Here is a 16,042-nt window from a genome sequence, read left to right on the forward strand (position 1 = left end):
AGACACGGCGGTGAGGCCTTCGTGGAAGCGGAAGCGACTTTTCCACGCTAGAGTGTGTGTCAGGAAACTTACACACTCAAACGGGGCCGCCAAATTCCCCAGGCCGCCCCGCGAAAGCGCGAGGGGGTCAGCCATGGGCCGCGGCCGGGCTAAGGCAAAGCAGACCAAGGTTGCACGCGAATTGAAATACAGCGTACCGACCACGGATTTCGACAGCCTGCAAAGAGAGCTCGCAGGTGGATCGACCAACTCGCATCGGAGCAGTGTCCGATCGGACCAGACTTCCGATAGGGAAGGGCATGCGCGAGAGGACGACTACGACGACTGGCGGCGTTGACCGCGCACTGCCACCGCGCAGACTGTGAAATGAGGAAGAGCTGATCGCTCTTCCTCATTTTTGCGTTCCATTTTCCGCCTCGCGTCTGCTTGCACGGACACACAAAACTGCCCCACCGGATCTCTCCGATGGGGCAGCTGACGTTGCGGTCTAGAAGCGCGGGTGGTCTCCGGCCAGGAACGCACGCTCTGCAGCGGCGTCCGACGCCTTCTTGACGCTACCGAGCGTCCAGCAGTCGATGTGGCGTGCGGTGAGGACGGCAAGTGCGCGGTCGACGTCCTCGGGTGCGACGACGGCGACCATGCCGACGCCCATGTTGAACGTCTGCTCCATCTCGGCGCGCTCGACGCGTCCGCGCTGCGCGATCATGGCGAAGACCGGAGCGGGGCTCCAGGTTCCGCGATCGAGTTCGGCGACCAAGCCCTTGGGCATGACGCGCGCGAGGTTGTTGGCGAGGCCGCCACCGGTGACGTGGCAGAACGTGCGCACGTCGGTCTCGGCAGCGAGTGCCAGGCAGTCCTTGGCGTAGATCTTGGTGGGCTCGAGCAGCTCCTCACCGAGCGTGCGGCCGAACTCGTCGACGTGTGCGCTCAGGTTCATGCGGTCGATCTCGAGCAGGACCTTGCGGGCCAGTGAGTAACCGTTGGAGTGCAGTCCCGAAGAACCCATCGCGATGACGACGTCGCCGGGGCGAACGCGATCCGGTCCGAGCAGCTTCTCTGCCTCCACGACGCCGACACCGGTGGCGGAAAGGTCGTAGTCACCGTCGGCCATGATGCCGGGGTGCTCGGCGGTCTCGCCGCCGAGGAGAGCGCAGCCGGCCTGGATGCAGCCCTCGGCGATTCCGCTGACCAATTCCGCGACGCGCTCGGGGATGACCCGGCCGACGGCGATGTAGTCCTGGAGGAACAGCGGCTCGGCGCCACAGACGACGAGGTCGTCGACAACCATGGCGACGAGGTCGAGTCCGACCGTGTCGTGCTTGTCCATCGCCTGCGCGACAGCGAGCTTGGTTCCGACACCGTCGGTCGATGCGGCGAGCAACGGCTCCTTGTAGTCACCCTTGAGGGAGAACAAGCCGGCGAAACCACCGAGGCCACCCATGACCTCGGGGCGGCTGGCCTTCTTGGCCAGAGGGGCGAAGAGTTCCACCGCCCGGTCGCCTGCGGCGATATCGACTCCTGCTGCCGCGTAGGAGGCGCCTGCGGTGCGGTGACTGTCCTCGGTCATCGGGTTACTACTCCAGCCTTGTATTTCTCGCGAGCACGTATTGCTCGTGCACAGGTAAGTGGTCTTGCAATGTGAAGTGTTTGCAATCCTCGTGACGCGAGATGGATCGTTCGACTCGAGACCCAGAGCGCGCACACAAATACCGACGATTACGCCCATACGCTACCGGACCGGCCCCCTCGGTGAGACCTCGCGTACCCCGAGACGTCAGTTCTGCAGCCGCGCACCGATCGAGGCGTGCAGTGCGCGCAGACTGTTCTGCCCGAGTGCGACCGTCTCGGATTCGATGTGTTTGAGGAGGTGTCCGTCGTGGACGACCTTCTCGCTCGACTGGATCAGTACCGTCCCGGCTCCGGTGAAATCGAACTGGCGTTCTTCGCCGGTATTCGCGCCGAACATGCTTCCGCGAACCGCGCCCAGGAAGCTCTGCATCCAGTCGGCATCGAAGTGGTGGGACGGCGACGGGCAGTCGGCCCAACCCACCAACGCCTGCGGGTCGATGCGCAGCGGCGGCTCCGCGAACATGACCGGGCCATTGGACGACGCCAGGAACTTGCCTGTCCCCAGTAGCGTCAAAAAGCCTGGGACGATGGACTGTTTGAGGTCCAGGCTCGTCTCGAAGGCGAGGAGATTGGCCGCGCGAATCGTGAGGTTGCCGTCGTCGAGGTCGTAGGAATTGATGTTGAATCCGCGGTCCCCGAGGATCAACTTGCCCTGTCCCTGAGCGAGCACCCAGTCGTCCGCGTAGAGCGGTGAAGAAAACCTGGCCGCGACGATCGCCGTCATGCTCGTGCGCCCGAGCGGCTCGAAGTTGATGTTTCCGTAGTACGCGATCATCGCACCCTTGGACGTGAACCACGGTTGTCCGGCCATCTCGACGCAGAAGGCGTAGTCGTTGCCCGGGACGTTGTCGTTGGCGGGCAGAGATGCCGGATTGTGAATTTCGATACCCATGCTCTGTGCCCTCTCAGAACTTCTGCTCGGACGCCTGGACCCAGACGGTGCCGGCGCCGGTCATCTTCAGCTGGATGGACTCCCCCGAGCCCTTGCCGACGGCCTCGCGCCAACCGACGTTCGCGGAGATGTCGACGTTGATCTGACCGATGTGGCACACGTATGCCTGCGGGTCGACGACGACCTGAGGATTGTTCGGACCGACCTGCAACGGAATCGCGCCCCCGTGCGAGAGAACCGCGACGCTTCCCTGGCCGTGCAACTGCGTCGTGAACAGTCCTTGACCGGTCATGGCGCCGCGTACTGCTCCGCGCACACCGCCCTGCGACGTGAGAGCGACTATCGAACTCTGGAGGTAACCGTCGTGTGCGAGGAGTCGGTCGGCTTCGACGGTGAGCATTGACGACCCGTCGAGGTGGATGACCTCGACGTACAAGCCGGCGTGCCCGTAGAAGACCTCACCGTTTCCCTCGGCCGCCATCATGCGTGCGTGTTCGCCGGACATCATGCGGCCGGCCATCCCGGCGATCCCGCCCATGTTCGGCATGGCGCCGGGCCCACCGCCCATGCTGTGCGGGATGAAGCGGACGTCACCGGTGTAGTAGAGCATCGACCCGGTGCGGGCGAGCACGTTCTGGCCCGGCGCGAGGGTCGACTTGACGACCTTGCTGTTCACCAATTCCAACGGCATGGTTCAGCGCTCCTCGGGCTGGATGTAGACGACTCCGGATCCGTCGAATCGCAGCGAGAACGCTTCACCGCTGCCACCGCCGATCGCAGAGCGCCAGGTGACGTCGGTGACGAAGCTCTGGTTCAGCTGGCCACGGTGAGCGACGAATGCGTCGGGATCGGCAACCAGCGGATACTGCGGGCTGACTTCGAGCGCGATGATCGGTCCGCCCTTCGACAGCACCGCCACCAGACCGGTGCCGCTGACGACCGTCGTGAACAAGCCCTGTCCGGAACCTGCGCCGCGGAGACCGGCAAATTTCACGTCGGTTCGCAGTTGGCCGACCAATGCGAGCAATTGCGAGGCTTCGACGTGCAAAGCGTCGTTGTTGAGCTCGATAATCGTGATGTCCTGGGCGTCGACCGCGAAGTAGACGGTGCCTTGACCGCTGACTTCCATCAGGGACAGTGATTCACCTGCCGCCTTCTGTTTCAGCGCGGCACGTAACCCACCGCCACCGCCCATTCCGGCGTTCTTGAAGGTGATCGCACCCTCGTACGCCACCATCGAGCCGTTGATCGCTTTGATGGTGTCCCCCACCAGGTCTGCGACCAGGACCCGGTGCCCATCCATTCTCAGTTGCGCCACGGAGGGCACTATGCCAGATGCTCACGACGTATGCCGTGTCGTGGAACAGAAAGTCGTGAACAGAAAATCTGCCGCCCACATGCTGTGGACGGCAGATTCTCGGCTGTCGAATTTCAACGATTCTGATGTTCAGGGGCGGCTGAGCGCGCTCGCGTTGTCGTTGTCGCGAGTGGCCGTCGAACCTGCGGTGCTCTCGAGCATCCCCTCGAGGACGTTCTTGCCGATCGAGGTTTCCTTGGGAAGCGCGATCGGGTAGGTCCCGTCGAAGCACGCGGCGCACAGACGGCTGGCCGGCTGCTCGGTGGCGGCGATCATGCCTTCGGTGGAGATGTATCCGAGCGTGTCCGCTCCGATGGAACGACGCACGCCGTCGAGCATCTCCTCGAACGTCGCGTCTTGTCCGCCCGCGCCGTTGGCGATCAACTCGGCTGGTGAGGCGAAGTCGATGCCGTAGAAGCAGGGCCACTTGACCGGTGGCGAGGCGATACGGACGTGAATTTCAAGGGCGCCGGCTTCGCGGAGCATCCGGATGAGCGCACGCTGGGTGTTGCCGCGGACGATCGAATCGTCCACCACCACAAGGCGCTTGCCGCGGATGACTTCCTTGAGCGGGTTGAGCTTGAGCCTGATACCGAGCTGACGGATCGTCTGCGACGGCTGGATGAAGGTGCGGCCCACGTAGGCGTTCTTCATCAGACCCTGGCCGTAGGGGATGCCTGAGCCCTGTGCGTATCCGACGGCTGCGGGGGTGCCGGACTCGGGAACGGGGATGACCAAGTCACCTTCGGCGGGATGCTCGCTGGCGAGCAGACGGCCGATCTCGACGCGGGTCGAGTGGACCGAACGGCCACCGATGACGCTGTCGGGACGCGCGAGGTAGACGTACTCGAAGACACAACCCTTGGGAGTCGGGTTCGCGAAACGCGAGGAGCGGACGCCGTCGGCGTCGATCGCGAGTAGCTCACCGGGTTCGATGTCGCGAACGAACGACGCACCGACGATGTCGAGGGCTGCGGTCTCGCTGGCGACTACCCAACCGCGGTCGAGTCGACCGAGGCAGAGCGGGCGGATGCCGTGCGGATCCCGCGCTGCGTACAGCGTGTGCTCGTCCATGAAGGTGAGGCAGAACGCGCCCTCCAACGTGGGAAGCAATTCCATTGCGGCCTGTTCGATGGTGCTGTCGCCGGCAGCGTGTGCCAGGAGACCACCGATGAGGTCGGAGTCGGAAGTCGCTGCGTTGGGGCGCTTGTCGTTGACCAGGCCGGCTGCACGGGTGCGGCTCGCGAGTTCAGCGGTGTTGACCAGGTTGCCGTTGTGGCCGAGCGCGATGCCGGTACCGGCAGTGGTGGTACGGAAGATGGGCTGCGCGTTCTCCCACGTCGTGGAACCGGTGGTGGAGTAACGGCAATGTCCGACGGCGACGTGACCTGGCATCGCTGCGAGGGTCTGCTCGTCGAATACCTGGCTGACCAGGCCGAGATCCTTGAACACCAGCACCTGGGAGCCGTCGGCTACCGCAATGCCGGCAGCTTCTTGACCACGGTGCTGAAGTGCGTACAGGCCGTAATAAGTGAGCTTCGCCACATCCTCTCCCGGCGCCCAGACGCCGAATACACCGCATTCTTCGCGGGGCTCGTTCTCGTCCTCGTCGGACGGGTTCGAAGCGAGGAGATTTGGACTGTTGACCGACAGATCGGCACGAGTCACCGGGCGCTCCCTTTGTGGGCAGGGGTTGGGGGGCATCCACAGTCTACGGCCATTTTGGGACTCACTTCCCCTGAGGGCTGCCTTGGCTCTCAGATCACGCCGAAGCGAACCGGATGGTCTCTCTCTGTTACTGCGTCAACCACTCTGTCACTACGCCAACCCCTCTGTTGCTAGGTCAACCGCAGCAGTGGGAGCCAGTGCGCAATTTCGGGAGCGCGGCTACCTGAGGCGTCGACTCGTCCGTCACCTGAGGCCTCGGAGAACTCGAGCAATCCGGTGACCATCTGCAACCACGTCCGAGCGTCCGTCTCGACGACGTTGGGCGGGGTTCCGCGCGTGTGACGCGGACCTTCGATGCATTGCACCGCAACAAACGGTGGGACCCGCACCTCGACGCTCGATCCGGGGGCGATCTGTTCGAGAGTGCGCGCACTCATCTTCACTGCCGCACCGAGTTCACTGCGCGAAGGCTTCGGCAGTTCCGGATCTCGAAGCCACGGGCCGACGGCCAGGACGGCGGCACGAAATTCGGCGGGGTCGACGGCGCGGCGGGGCGGCATCAGTTCACTCCCTGTCTGCGAGTAGCGATACGAACGGCAAGTGCGCCACCGGCATTCGTGGCCAGGTGCAGCAGGGCGGGGGCAAGCACGCTGCCGCCCCGGCGGTGCAGCCACTCGAACAGCAATGCCGAAGCACCGGTGAATGCCACTGCTGCGGGAACGTTGTCGCCGGCGCCGCGGGCGGGGGCGACGTGCCACAATCCGAAGGTCAGTGCGTGAACGGCCTGCGCGGTCGGCCTGTTCAGTTCACGGTTCCAGACCGCGGACATCGCGCTGCGGAACAACAGCTCCTCGGAGAGCACTGTGCCGAACGGGATGTGCAGGATGATCCATTCGAGGAAGTCTTCGCGGCCGTCTGCTCGCTCGTCGGCAGCGAGAGTCGCGCGCAACGAGGGAACGGCTAAAGCGACGCTGTAACCCGTAAGCACTGCGCCGGCCGCGGCTCCGCCGAACCGGGCGCCACCACGAATGCCGGTGTGCGCCAAGCCGAGTTCCTCGCGGGTGTAACCACGTGCGAGTAGGACTCCGATGGCCGACAGACCGGCCGCGGTGTTGACCACGGCGCGGGCTCGGGGCGAAAGACCGAATGCCGGAAGCACGACGTTGCTCCAGGTGATCGCGGTAGCGCAGAGCGCGATCGAGGCGACTCCCCTCACTTCTCGGGGCCCTCTGATTTCACGGCGACAACCAATGCCGACCGCACTCGCTCGGTTTCTGCGGCCGTCCACCCCTCGGGCTGGGCGACGCTGATCCAGGCGTCCAGAACGGAGGTTCCGTAATTGTGACCGTGACCGTCGGGAACTCCCGCAGCGTTACCGAGGTCTGCAGACACCTGCCAGAACGTCACGACCGGGAACCATTTCATCGACGGCGAGCGGTCGAAACCGGGCACTTCCTTGAGCCACTCGGGCCGATTGAACATGAGGTCGGGTGACCACCACACCACTGGATCGGAAGGGTGCTGGACAAACAGAACCCGCGGCTGCGGCCACGTCGTCCCGTCGGTCGGAATGTCTTCGGAGCGATCCGCGAACCGCACGCCGGCCAAGCCGTCCGCGTAGACGGGAGCTACTTCGGGAGTGCCGGGATCGCGCCTCTTCTCGATCGAACGCCACAACTGCGTCGCGTTCGGTGGGCCAACCCACAGAATTCCGTCGGCGGTATCGCGCGCCGCTTGCAGTGTGTCGAAGGCTCCGGCGCCGGCCATGACGCCGAGGCTCTCGCCGTAGACCATGAACTTCGGCCTGGTGGCTTCCGGTTCCTGGAGCCATCTTTCGTGTACCCGCTCGATCAACAGGCGTCCGGCAGCTTGCGCCTTCTCCTGGTCGGCGAGGAATGAGATCCAACTCGGCAGGTACGAGTACTGGCTGGCGACAAGAGCAGTGTCGCCGTCGTGCACAAGTTCGATTGCCTGCGCCGCAGTGGGATTGACCCACCCCGTACCCGTCGTCGGAATGACCACGAGAACCTTGCGCTGGAATGCGCCGGTCCTCTCCAGCTCCTTGATGACCAGATCCATACGCTCTTCGGGATCTTCGGCGCTTTCAAGTCCGGCATATACGCGAATCGGATCCATCGCAGGCTTACCGGTTGCCGCTTCGAGTTCCTGCGCGTCGAGTCCGCGCGAGACGAAGTTTCGTCCCTCGAACCCCAATGTGTCCCAGGGAGCGGCTGATTCGGGGCTACCCGATTTCATCGGATCCTGCGGTTCGACGACGCCGTCGCGAGTGGTCGAGTTCTGCAGACTGAAGATCGAGTTGGTCGCTGCATAGATTCCGCGGACCAGGACGCCGTCGACCAGCATGAAGAACAGGACGGTGACAACCAGGACACCGACGCCATTGGCCACCGACCGTGACCAGTGGAACCGCCGCATCAGCTGTCGGGCAATCAGTTTCACCAGATCGTGGAGGACCCGCCAGATCGAGATGAGCAGGCCACCGACGAGCAGGCTCAGTCCGAGGGTTCGGATGTAGCCGGAAGTGGTCGTGCCTTCGGCATCGGTCAGTGCCGCGATTTCACGTTGCCACCCGGCCGCGTAGACCAGCATGATGATCGCCGCGACGATGGACGCGACCGGAACGAAGACCTTGATCGCGGAAGGCACCGGCTCGGGCAGTGGCCACCACCGTCGCCCGCTGAGCAGGTATCGCTCGACAGCCCAACCGATCGCAGTACCGACGCCGTAGCCGATGGCCGAGTTGATTCCGCCGATCAGACCTTGGAAAAGCCAATCGCGCGGCAACAGCGAAGGGGTCAACGACCAGCAGAAGAAGAACGCGGCAAACGCGATGCCGGTGAAGTCGAGTTTGAGGAGCCCCCACGCCCACTCGGTGAAGCGGTTGTCGAGCTTCTCGAGGGGTGCGGGAACAGCCAGCCGCAGGTGGTGTTCCTGCGGCTGGCTGTCAGAAGAAGTCAGTTCTCCGGAATCGACCATCTATCACCCGAACAGTGCGGGCAGCGTTCCCTCGAAGGCCTCACGGAGCTTGGCCATCGTGACGGAGAAGTGTCCCTGGACCTCGACGGAGTCGCTGCCCTCGTCGACGACCCCGATACGCGTCCACGGCAAGCCGCGGGCGGTGCACATACCGGTGAAGCGAGTCTCCTCGGTACGCGGAACTGCAACGAGGACACGTCCCGACGATTCCGAGAACAAGGTCACGAACGGATCTGCGCCCTCGGGAATCAGGATGCGGCAACCGGTTTCGCCGGCCAGCGCGGCTTCGACGACTGCCTGGGCCAGTCCACCCTCGGAGAGGTCGTGGGCTGCGGTGACGAGACCGTCACGCGAGGAGGCGAGCAGAATGTCGGCGAGCAGTTGCTCACGGGCGAGGTCGACCTTCGGCGGCACGCCACCGAGGTGACCGTGCTCGACCTGCGACCAGATGGAGCCGTCGAACTCGTCGTGGGTGTCGCCGAGCAGGATCAGCGTCTCGCCGGGCTCGAGTCCGAGGCCCGTCGGGATGCGGCGGTGAACGTCGTCGATCACACCGAGGACGGCAACCACCGGCGTCGGCAGGATTGCCGTGGATCCGGTCTGGTTGTAGAAGCTGACGTTGCCGCCGGTGACGGGGATGCCGAGGGTGGCGCAGCCGTCGGCAAGGCCGCGAACGGCCTGCTGGAACTGCCACATGACACCCGGGTCCTCGGGAGAACCGAAGTTCAGGCAGTTGGAGACGGCCTTGGGCGTTGCGCCCGTGACTGCCACGTTGCGGAAAGCCTCGGCCAACGCGAGCTGCGCACCGGTGTACGGGTCGAGCGCGGTGTAGCGGCCCGAAGCGTCGGTGGACAGTGCGATTCCGCGTCCGGTCTTCTCGTCGATGCGGATGACACCGCCGTCGGCGTTCTCGGCCAGGACGGTGTTTCCGCGGACGTAGCGGTCGTACTGCTCGGTGATCCACTTGCGGCTGCACAGGGCAGGCGAGGCGATCATCTTCAGCAGGGTCGCTTCGAGCTCGGCGTCGGTTTCGGGACGCTTCAGTCCGGCAGTCGTATTCGCGATCAAGGCATCCTGCGTTGCCGGACGCTCGACGGGGCGGTGGTAAACCGGACCCTCGTGCGCGACGGTGCGCGGGGGAACGTCGACGACGGTCTCGCCGTGCCAGGAGATGGTGAGGTGCTCACCGTCGGTGACCTCGCCGATGTCGGTGGCCAGGACGTCCCACTTCTTGCAGACCTCCATGAACGCATCGACGTTCTCGGGCGTGACCACGGCGCACATGCGCTCCTGCGATTCGCTAGAGAGCACCTCGGCCGGGGTCATGCCGGTGGCGCGCATCGGAACCTTCTCGAGGTTGATGTGCATGCCGCCGTCGCCGGCCGCGGCCAGCTCGGAGGTGGCGCAGGACAGCCCGGCGCCGCCGAGGTCCTGGATGCCGACGACGAGGCCGGCCTTGTAAAGGTCGAGACAGCACTCGATGAGCACCTTCTCGGTGAACGGGTCGCCGACCTGAACCGCGGGCAGCTTCTTACGTCCGCCGGTGTCTCCACCCTCGTCGTCGAACGTCGCCGACGCGAGGACCGAGACGCCGCCGATTCCGTCGAGACCGGTGCGAGCACCGAACAGAATGATCTTGTTGCCTGCACCCGAAGCGAAGGCCAGATGCAGATCCTCGACGCGCATGACGCCGGCAGCGAGGGCGTTGACCAGCGGGTTACCTGCATAGGACTCGTCGAAGACCGTCTCGCCGCCGATGTTCGGCAGGCCGAGGGAGTTTCCGTATCCACCGACACCACGCACGACACCGTCGACGACGCGACGGGTATCGGGGGCGTCAGCAGCACCGAACCGAAGCTGATCCATGACGGCGATCGGACGAGCACCCATGGCCATGATGTCGCGGACGATGCCGCCGACACCGGTCGCCGCACCCTGGTAGGGCTCGACGTACGACGGGTGGTTGTGGCTCTCGACCTTGAACGTGACTGCCCAGCCGTCACCGATGTCGACGACGCCGGCGTTCTCACCGATACCGGCCAGCATGTTGGCGCGCATCTCGTCGGTGGTGGTCTTGCCGAAGTATCCGAGGTGGACCTTGGAGGACTTGTACGAGCAGTGCTCGCTCCACATCACCGAGTACATCGCCAGTTCGGCGTCCGTGGGACGGCGGCCCAGGATCTCCTTGATGCGTGCGTATTCGTCGTCCTTGAGACCGAGCTCCTTGAACGGCTGAGCGGCATCGGGATCAGCCGATGCGTGCGTGACGGTATCGACCTGGTGAGCAGACACTGGAGAGTGGTCCCTTCCCTACGGGAGTCAAGAGGCAAGCCGGCGCGGAGCGGGACACCACGAATGTGCCCAACGAAAGAACGTGCCGGGGGACAGTCTATCGGTGTGGGCCGACGACTTCCGCAGACGGCAGCACCCGCAACACCTCCGGGCCTGCGAAGTATCGCCGGTCACACCCGCCCCGGTTGGGTGATCCGGTCGGTTTTCCTAAAGTCAGGGCCGGCCCACTCTCTCCCTCGAAAGGTCTCGCATGCCCCAGGATGTTCGTCAGTCCGACCTCACGGCACAGTCCCAGTCGGTGACCACTCCCCTCACTCCGGCTGCGATTTTCCTGGTCGCGACCGTGAATCCGGGTGGCGAGAACACCACACGAGAACTACTCGCCGACGTCGCCGGCCTACAGCGCGCCGTGGGGCTGCGCGTCCCCGGATCAGGTTTGGATGTGGTGACAAGCATCGGTTCGTCGGTTTGGGATCGACTGTTCGCCGGTCCGCGCCCCGCGCTACTGCACCCGTTCACCGCTTTGCAGGGCGACGTTCACTGGGCGCCGTCGACTCCCGGCGATCTGCTCTTCCACATCCGCGCGATGAGCATGGATGCGTGTTTCGAGGTGGCTCGGCAGATCACGAAGCGACTGCACGGCGCAGCCACGGTGGTCGACGAGGTTCACGGCTTCCAGTACTTCGAGAACCGCGACCTCATCGGCTTCGTCGACGGCACCGAGAATCCGGTGGGCCGCGACGCCGTCGCCGCCGTGACTGTCGGAGACGAAGATCCTGCGTTCACCGGAGGAAGCTACGTCCATATCCAGCGCTACATCCACAAGATGCGGGACTGGGAAGCAATCACCGTCGACGAGCAGGAACGTGTGATCGGACGCAGCAAGCTCGAAGACATCGAGATGACGTCCGAAGTGAAGCCGGCCAACTCGCACGTAGCCCTCAACGCAATCAAGGACGAGAACGGCAAGGCTCTCGAGATCCTGCGTGCCAACATGCCGTACGGGCGCCTCGGCGACGACGAGATCGGCACCTTTTTCATCGGCTACTGCCGCACGCCGGCGATCACCGAACGGATGCTCGAGAACATGTTTCTCGGCAACCCTCGCGGCAATTACGACCGTCTGCTCGATTTCTCGACGGCCGTGACGGGCTCGATGTTCTTCACTCCGAGCGCCGACTTCTTCGAGGATCTACCGGCTACACCCGCTGGGCTCTCAGCCGTTTGACTGCCCGCTCCCAGCTACCCACCCTCTAACTACGCGGCGTGAGGAACGCACCGAGCGCGTCGGCATACATGCGGACATCTGCCGCGCCCATCAGCTCGCGGGCAGAGTGCATCGCGAGCTGAGGCGCGCCGACGTCGACGGTGGACAGTCCGGTGCGTGATGCCGTGATCGGTCCGATGGTGGAGCCGCACGGCAGATCAGCGCGGTGGACGTAGCGCTGCATCGGCACTCCCGCCTGATCGCACGCGAGCGCGAATTCGCCGGCACCGGCCGCATCGGTGGCGTAGCGCAGGTTCTGGTTCACCTTGAGTACCGGCCCACCGTTGATCTCGATCCGATGAGCGGGCTCGTGGCGGTCCGGGTAATTGGGGTGCGTCGCGTGTGCCATGTCGCCCGACGCGCATACCGAGCCGGCCATCGCCTGCAGGAATTCTTCGCGGCCACCACCGCGTCCCAACACGATCCGCTCGAGCACGGTGTTCAGCAGGTCCGAGAAAGCTCCGCGATCGGACATGCTGCCGACCTCTTCATGATCGAAGAGAGCAAGCACTGGGACCTGCTGACCGGGCGACTCAGCCGCGGCCAAAAGTGCTTGTGTCCCTGCATAACACGTGCCCTGATTGTCGAGCCTGGGGGCGCTGACCAATTCCTTGTCCACCCCCACGACTGCGCTGGGCGCAAGGTCGTGTGTCATCAATTCCCAGCCGAGAACCGACGACGCGGCTACACCCGCACGCTCGGCGACAAAGCCGATGAACGACTTGGGCTTCGAACCCACGCCCCAGATTCCGTTGACGTGCCTCTGCGGATCCAGCGTCACACCCTTGCGATCTTCGGACAGGTGGATAGCCAGCTGCGGAACACGAAGAATCGGGTCGTCGATGCGAACCAGCTTCTGCTCCACAGTGTTTCCCACCCGGACACTCAATCGTCCGGAGATACCGAGATCGCGGTCGAGCCAGGAGTTCAGCCACGCACCGCCATACGGTTCGAGGCCCACCATCTGCCACCCGGCCGAAGTGAGGTCGGGATGCTGTTTGACCCGCAGGTTGGGGCTGTCGGTATGACCTCCGACAATCCGGAACGGAGCGGTACTTCCCACGCCCTCGGTGCTCCAGGCGATCAGCGAACCGCCTCGCATGAGGAAGTACCGTCCGGGCTCGGCTGGCCACGACTGCGTTTCGTGGACTTCGACGAACCCGCCGGCCGTCAGCTCGGTCGCCACCGTCGCGCACACATGGAACGGCGACGGTGACGAATCGACGAAGCTGCACAAGCCGTCTGCGTCGGCCCCGGTCGGAGAAGCCGCCCCGGCCCGAGCCGTCCGAGAAGTCTGAGAAGTCATGCCTCTCATCATGCCCGAACAGGTGTCCGGGATATCAGTGGCCACGAATCAGGTGGGCACAGAATCGGTTAGCTCAGGCGTGAGGACCGGATACGCAGAACTGATTCCCATCAGGATCGAGGAACGTCACCCAGCGGAAACCGTCCATGTTCTCGCGGTGGTGCTCGGTAGCTCCGGCCTCGACGAGCCGCGCCACCTCGGCGTCGAGATCCGGACTCCCCAAATCGAGATGGATGCGATTCTTGCCGGCGGTGGGGTCCGGGACCTTCTGGAATGCGAAGTTGGTGGCGCTGTCAGGGACCGAGACGATGTAGAACCAACCGTCGTTTTCCTCGACGATGTTTCCGCCCAACTGCGCTGCCCACCACGTTGCGAGCGGACCGGGATCGAGACTGTCGAAGGTGATCATGCCGAGTGTGAGAGTCATGCGCACACGCTAATGGAAGCCACCGACAAAGACTCTCGATCTCGGGCTGAGATGAGACGATCGTCGAGTACGACTCACAACGCTGCGCGACCGTGTTGCAGAACCACTCTTCGCCGTTATCCACTTCGACCTCGAGCCGAACCTGATCACCTTCACCGCAACAGGTCTTGCCGTCGGCCTTCTCGCGGCCGCCCTGCTTTATGTCCGGAACTACTCGCTCACACGAACGAACTAGCGGGCGCGGAGATCACTCGACCGCTTCGAGTTCCGCGACACTCCCGTCCGAGATCACCCGGACGTGGCGGGTGATCTTCTCGATCGGCCAGTCCCACCACGCAATTCGCACCAACTTCTCGATGTCTTCGGCACTGAAGCGGCGCTTGATCTCCGTTGCCGGGTTGCCGCCGACAATTGCGTAGTCCGGGACGTCGCGCGTTACGACGGCGCCAGTGGACACGATCGCCCCGTGACCGATCCGGACACCGGGCATGACTGTCACGTTCCCGCCGAACCACACGTCGTTCCCGACGACGGTGTCACCGCGTGACGGCAGATCCTGCACCAAATCCATGTGCCTGGCCCAATCACCGCCCATGATCGGAAACGGGTAGGTGGAGACACCGTTCATACGATGGTTCGCGCCGTTCATGATGAAGGTGACACCGGTGGCCAGGGCGCAGAACTTGCCAATCACCAGTTTGTCGGGACCGTAGTGATGCAACACGTTTCGAGTCTCGAACTCTTCGGCGAACTCCGGATCGTCGTAGTAGGTGTACTCCCCTACCTCGATCAACGGGTTGTCGATCAACGGCTTCAGCAACACCACTCGCGGTTGCCCGGCCATCGGATGAACATTTGTGGGATCCGGCGCGTTCACTGCTTACTCCGATCCGTCGGCGCGGTGTCGCCGACCGCAGCAAGACTATCTGGTTCCTGCTGCGATCGACCGACAAGCGAAAACGTACCGGTGTCAGCCCAGGAGACCCTTGGCGATATGGGTGACCTGAATTTCGTTGCTGCCCGCATAGATCATGAGCGACTTGGCATCACGCGCCAACTGCTCGACTCGGTACTCGGCCATGTAGCCGTTTCCACCGAACAGCTGCACGGCTTCCATCGCGACCTCGGTCGCTGCGCGCGAGGAGTACAGCTTCATCGCCGACGCCTCCGCCAGGCTCACTTTGTCTCCGGCTGCGGTGCGCTCGATCGCATTGAAGACCATGTTCTGCACGTTGATTCGAGCGACCTCCATCTCGGCGAGCTTGAGCTGGATGAGCTGGAACTGCCCGATCTCGCGTCCCCACAGTTTGCGGGACTTCGCGTATTCGATACTCAGACGGTGGCATTCGTTGATGATGCCGAGAGACAGGGACGCGATCCCGATGCGTTCGGCGGCGAAGCTCTCCTTGGCGCTGGATTTGCCGTCCGACTTTCCGCTGTCCTCGGTCTCGCCGAGCAGACGGTCCTTGGTGATGCGGACGTTGTCGAAGAACAGCTCACCTGTGGGTGAGGAGTTCATGCCCATCTTCTTGAACGGCGGGCTCTGGGTGAGACCCTCCATGCCCTTGTCGAGGATGAAGGCGAGCACCTTGCGATCGCGACGATCAACCGACGCATCGCCCTCGTCGAGCTTTGCGTACACGATCATCACGTCGGCGTACGGACCGTTGGTGATGAAGGTCTTGTTGCCGTTGAGAATGTAGTCGTCGCCGTCGCGGCGTACGTAGGACTTCATGCCGCCGAAGGCATCCGAGCCGGAGTCCGGTTCGGTGATCGCCCAGGCGCCGACGGTCTCGAATGTCACCAGGCCGGGGAGCCAGCGTTCCTTCTGCGCGAGTGTGCCGCGGCTGCGGATAGTTCCGGCGGCCAATCCGAGGCTGACACCCAACGATGCGACCAGGCCGAGGCTGACTCCGGCCAATTCGCTGTTGAGCACGACGCCCATGCTGCCGGCGCCGCTGAAGGCGCTCGACTTCTCACCGTCACCGGAGGGCGCATCGCCGCGCTCGCGTGCCAGCGACTTCTCGAGGCCCTCGCGTGCCATGTCCGCCAGACCGAAGGTCGAGTACAGCTTGCGAATGATGTCGAACGGCGGCAGCGCACCGCTTTCGAGCTCGTCGACGTGAGGTCGCACCTCTTTGTCGATAAAGCCCCGCAAGGCGTCGCGGAACATCAGGTCGGTGTCGGACCACTCGTACATGTGCCTG

At 64.0% G+C, this 16,042-nt stretch carries 15 protein-coding genes; 2 read left to right on the top strand and 13 right to left on the bottom strand.

The window, feature by feature from the left end; all coding sequences use genetic code 11:
- Positions 1-133: 133 nt before the first annotated feature.
- Positions 134-337, top strand: coding sequence for a DUF3073 domain-containing protein (locus tag QRN54_RS11570; protein WP_003940337.1), 204 nt, complete (start codon positions 134-136; stop codon positions 335-337).
- A 150-nt stretch (positions 338-487) separates the two neighbouring features.
- On the opposite strand, the gene purM is transcribed toward QRN54_RS11570, so the two are convergent.
- From purM to purL, 9 genes are all read right to left on the bottom strand, one after another.
- Positions 488-1,567, bottom strand: a complete 1,080-nt coding sequence (purM, locus tag QRN54_RS11575) for a phosphoribosylformylglycinamidine cyclo-ligase (RefSeq protein ID WP_003940225.1) — start codon at positions 1,565-1,567, stop codon at positions 488-490.
- A gap of 207 nt (positions 1,568-1,774) precedes the next feature.
- Positions 1,775-2,521: an AIM24 family protein gene (locus tag QRN54_RS11580; RefSeq protein WP_165639040.1), complete on the bottom strand. Its 747-nt coding sequence runs from the start codon at positions 2,519-2,521 to the stop codon at positions 1,775-1,777.
- 13 nt (positions 2,522-2,534) lie between these two features.
- Entirely contained in the window at positions 2,535-3,212 is a 678-nt protein-coding gene (locus QRN54_RS11585; RefSeq protein ID WP_003939918.1) for an AIM24 family protein, read from the bottom strand.
- A gap of 3 nt (positions 3,213-3,215) precedes the next feature.
- Positions 3,216-3,824 carry an AIM24 family protein gene (locus QRN54_RS11590; protein WP_003940441.1) on the bottom strand — a complete coding sequence of 203 codons (609 nt, stop codon included), beginning with the start codon at positions 3,822-3,824 and terminating at the stop codon, positions 3,216-3,218.
- Between the two features lie 144 nt (positions 3,825-3,968).
- A complete protein-coding gene (gene purF, locus QRN54_RS11595) occupies positions 3,969-5,546 on the bottom strand; it encodes an amidophosphoribosyltransferase (RefSeq protein ID WP_003940541.1) in 1,578 nt (525 codons plus the stop codon).
- A gap of 170 nt (positions 5,547-5,716) precedes the next feature.
- Positions 5,717-6,106, bottom strand: coding sequence for a sterol carrier family protein (locus tag QRN54_RS11600; protein WP_007733822.1), 390 nt, complete (start codon positions 6,104-6,106; stop codon positions 5,717-5,719).
- The gene (locus tag QRN54_RS11605) at positions 6,106-6,762 is read right to left on the bottom strand and encodes a CPBP family intramembrane glutamic endopeptidase (protein ID WP_054827114.1); all 657 of its coding nucleotides are present in this window, start codon (positions 6,760-6,762) and stop codon (positions 6,106-6,108) included. The genes QRN54_RS11600 and QRN54_RS11605 overlap by 1 nt, the downstream gene beginning before the upstream one ends.
- Positions 6,759-8,543, bottom strand: coding sequence for an alpha/beta hydrolase (locus QRN54_RS11610; RefSeq protein ID WP_285182047.1), 1,785 nt, complete (start codon positions 8,541-8,543; stop codon positions 6,759-6,761). Before QRN54_RS11610 ends, QRN54_RS11605 begins: the two co-directional genes overlap by 4 nt.
- Before the next feature lie 3 nt (positions 8,544-8,546).
- Complete coding sequence (purL, locus tag QRN54_RS11615) at positions 8,547-10,835, bottom strand: phosphoribosylformylglycinamidine synthase subunit PurL (protein ID WP_003940379.1); 2,289 nt, start codon at positions 10,833-10,835, stop codon at positions 8,547-8,549.
- Positions 10,836-11,085: 250 nt separating this feature from the next.
- On the opposite strand from purL, the gene QRN54_RS11620 reads away from it, so the two are divergent.
- Positions 11,086-12,063 carry a Dyp-type peroxidase gene (locus QRN54_RS11620; protein ID WP_064073430.1) on the top strand — a complete coding sequence of 326 codons (978 nt, stop codon included), beginning with the start codon at positions 11,086-11,088 and terminating at the stop codon, positions 12,061-12,063.
- Positions 12,064-12,088: 25 nt separating this feature from the next.
- Here the strand turns inward: QRN54_RS11620 and QRN54_RS11625 are convergent, their stop codons facing one another.
- From QRN54_RS11625 to QRN54_RS11640, 4 genes are all read right to left on the bottom strand, one after another.
- A complete protein-coding gene (locus tag QRN54_RS11625) occupies positions 12,089-13,408 on the bottom strand; it encodes a M18 family aminopeptidase (RefSeq protein WP_063315841.1) in 1,320 nt (439 codons plus the stop codon).
- A gap of 73 nt (positions 13,409-13,481) precedes the next feature.
- Positions 13,482-13,835 carry a VOC family protein gene (locus QRN54_RS11630; protein WP_285182048.1) on the bottom strand — a complete coding sequence of 118 codons (354 nt, stop codon included), beginning with the start codon at positions 13,833-13,835 and terminating at the stop codon, positions 13,482-13,484.
- Between the two features lie 247 nt (positions 13,836-14,082).
- Positions 14,083-14,679, bottom strand: a complete 597-nt coding sequence (locus QRN54_RS11635) for a CatB-related O-acetyltransferase (protein ID WP_124567832.1) — start codon at positions 14,677-14,679, stop codon at positions 14,083-14,085.
- Between the two features lie 126 nt (positions 14,680-14,805).
- Positions 14,806-16,035: an acyl-CoA dehydrogenase family protein gene (locus tag QRN54_RS11640; RefSeq protein ID WP_007733810.1), complete on the bottom strand. Its 1,230-nt coding sequence runs from the start codon at positions 16,033-16,035 to the stop codon at positions 14,806-14,808.
- Between the last annotated feature and the right edge of the window lie 7 nt (positions 16,036-16,042).

The organism is Rhodococcus sp. MEB032 (assembly GCF_030208925.1).
GTDB lineage: Bacteria > Actinomycetota > Actinomycetes > Mycobacteriales > Mycobacteriaceae > Rhodococcus_F > Rhodococcus_F qingshengii.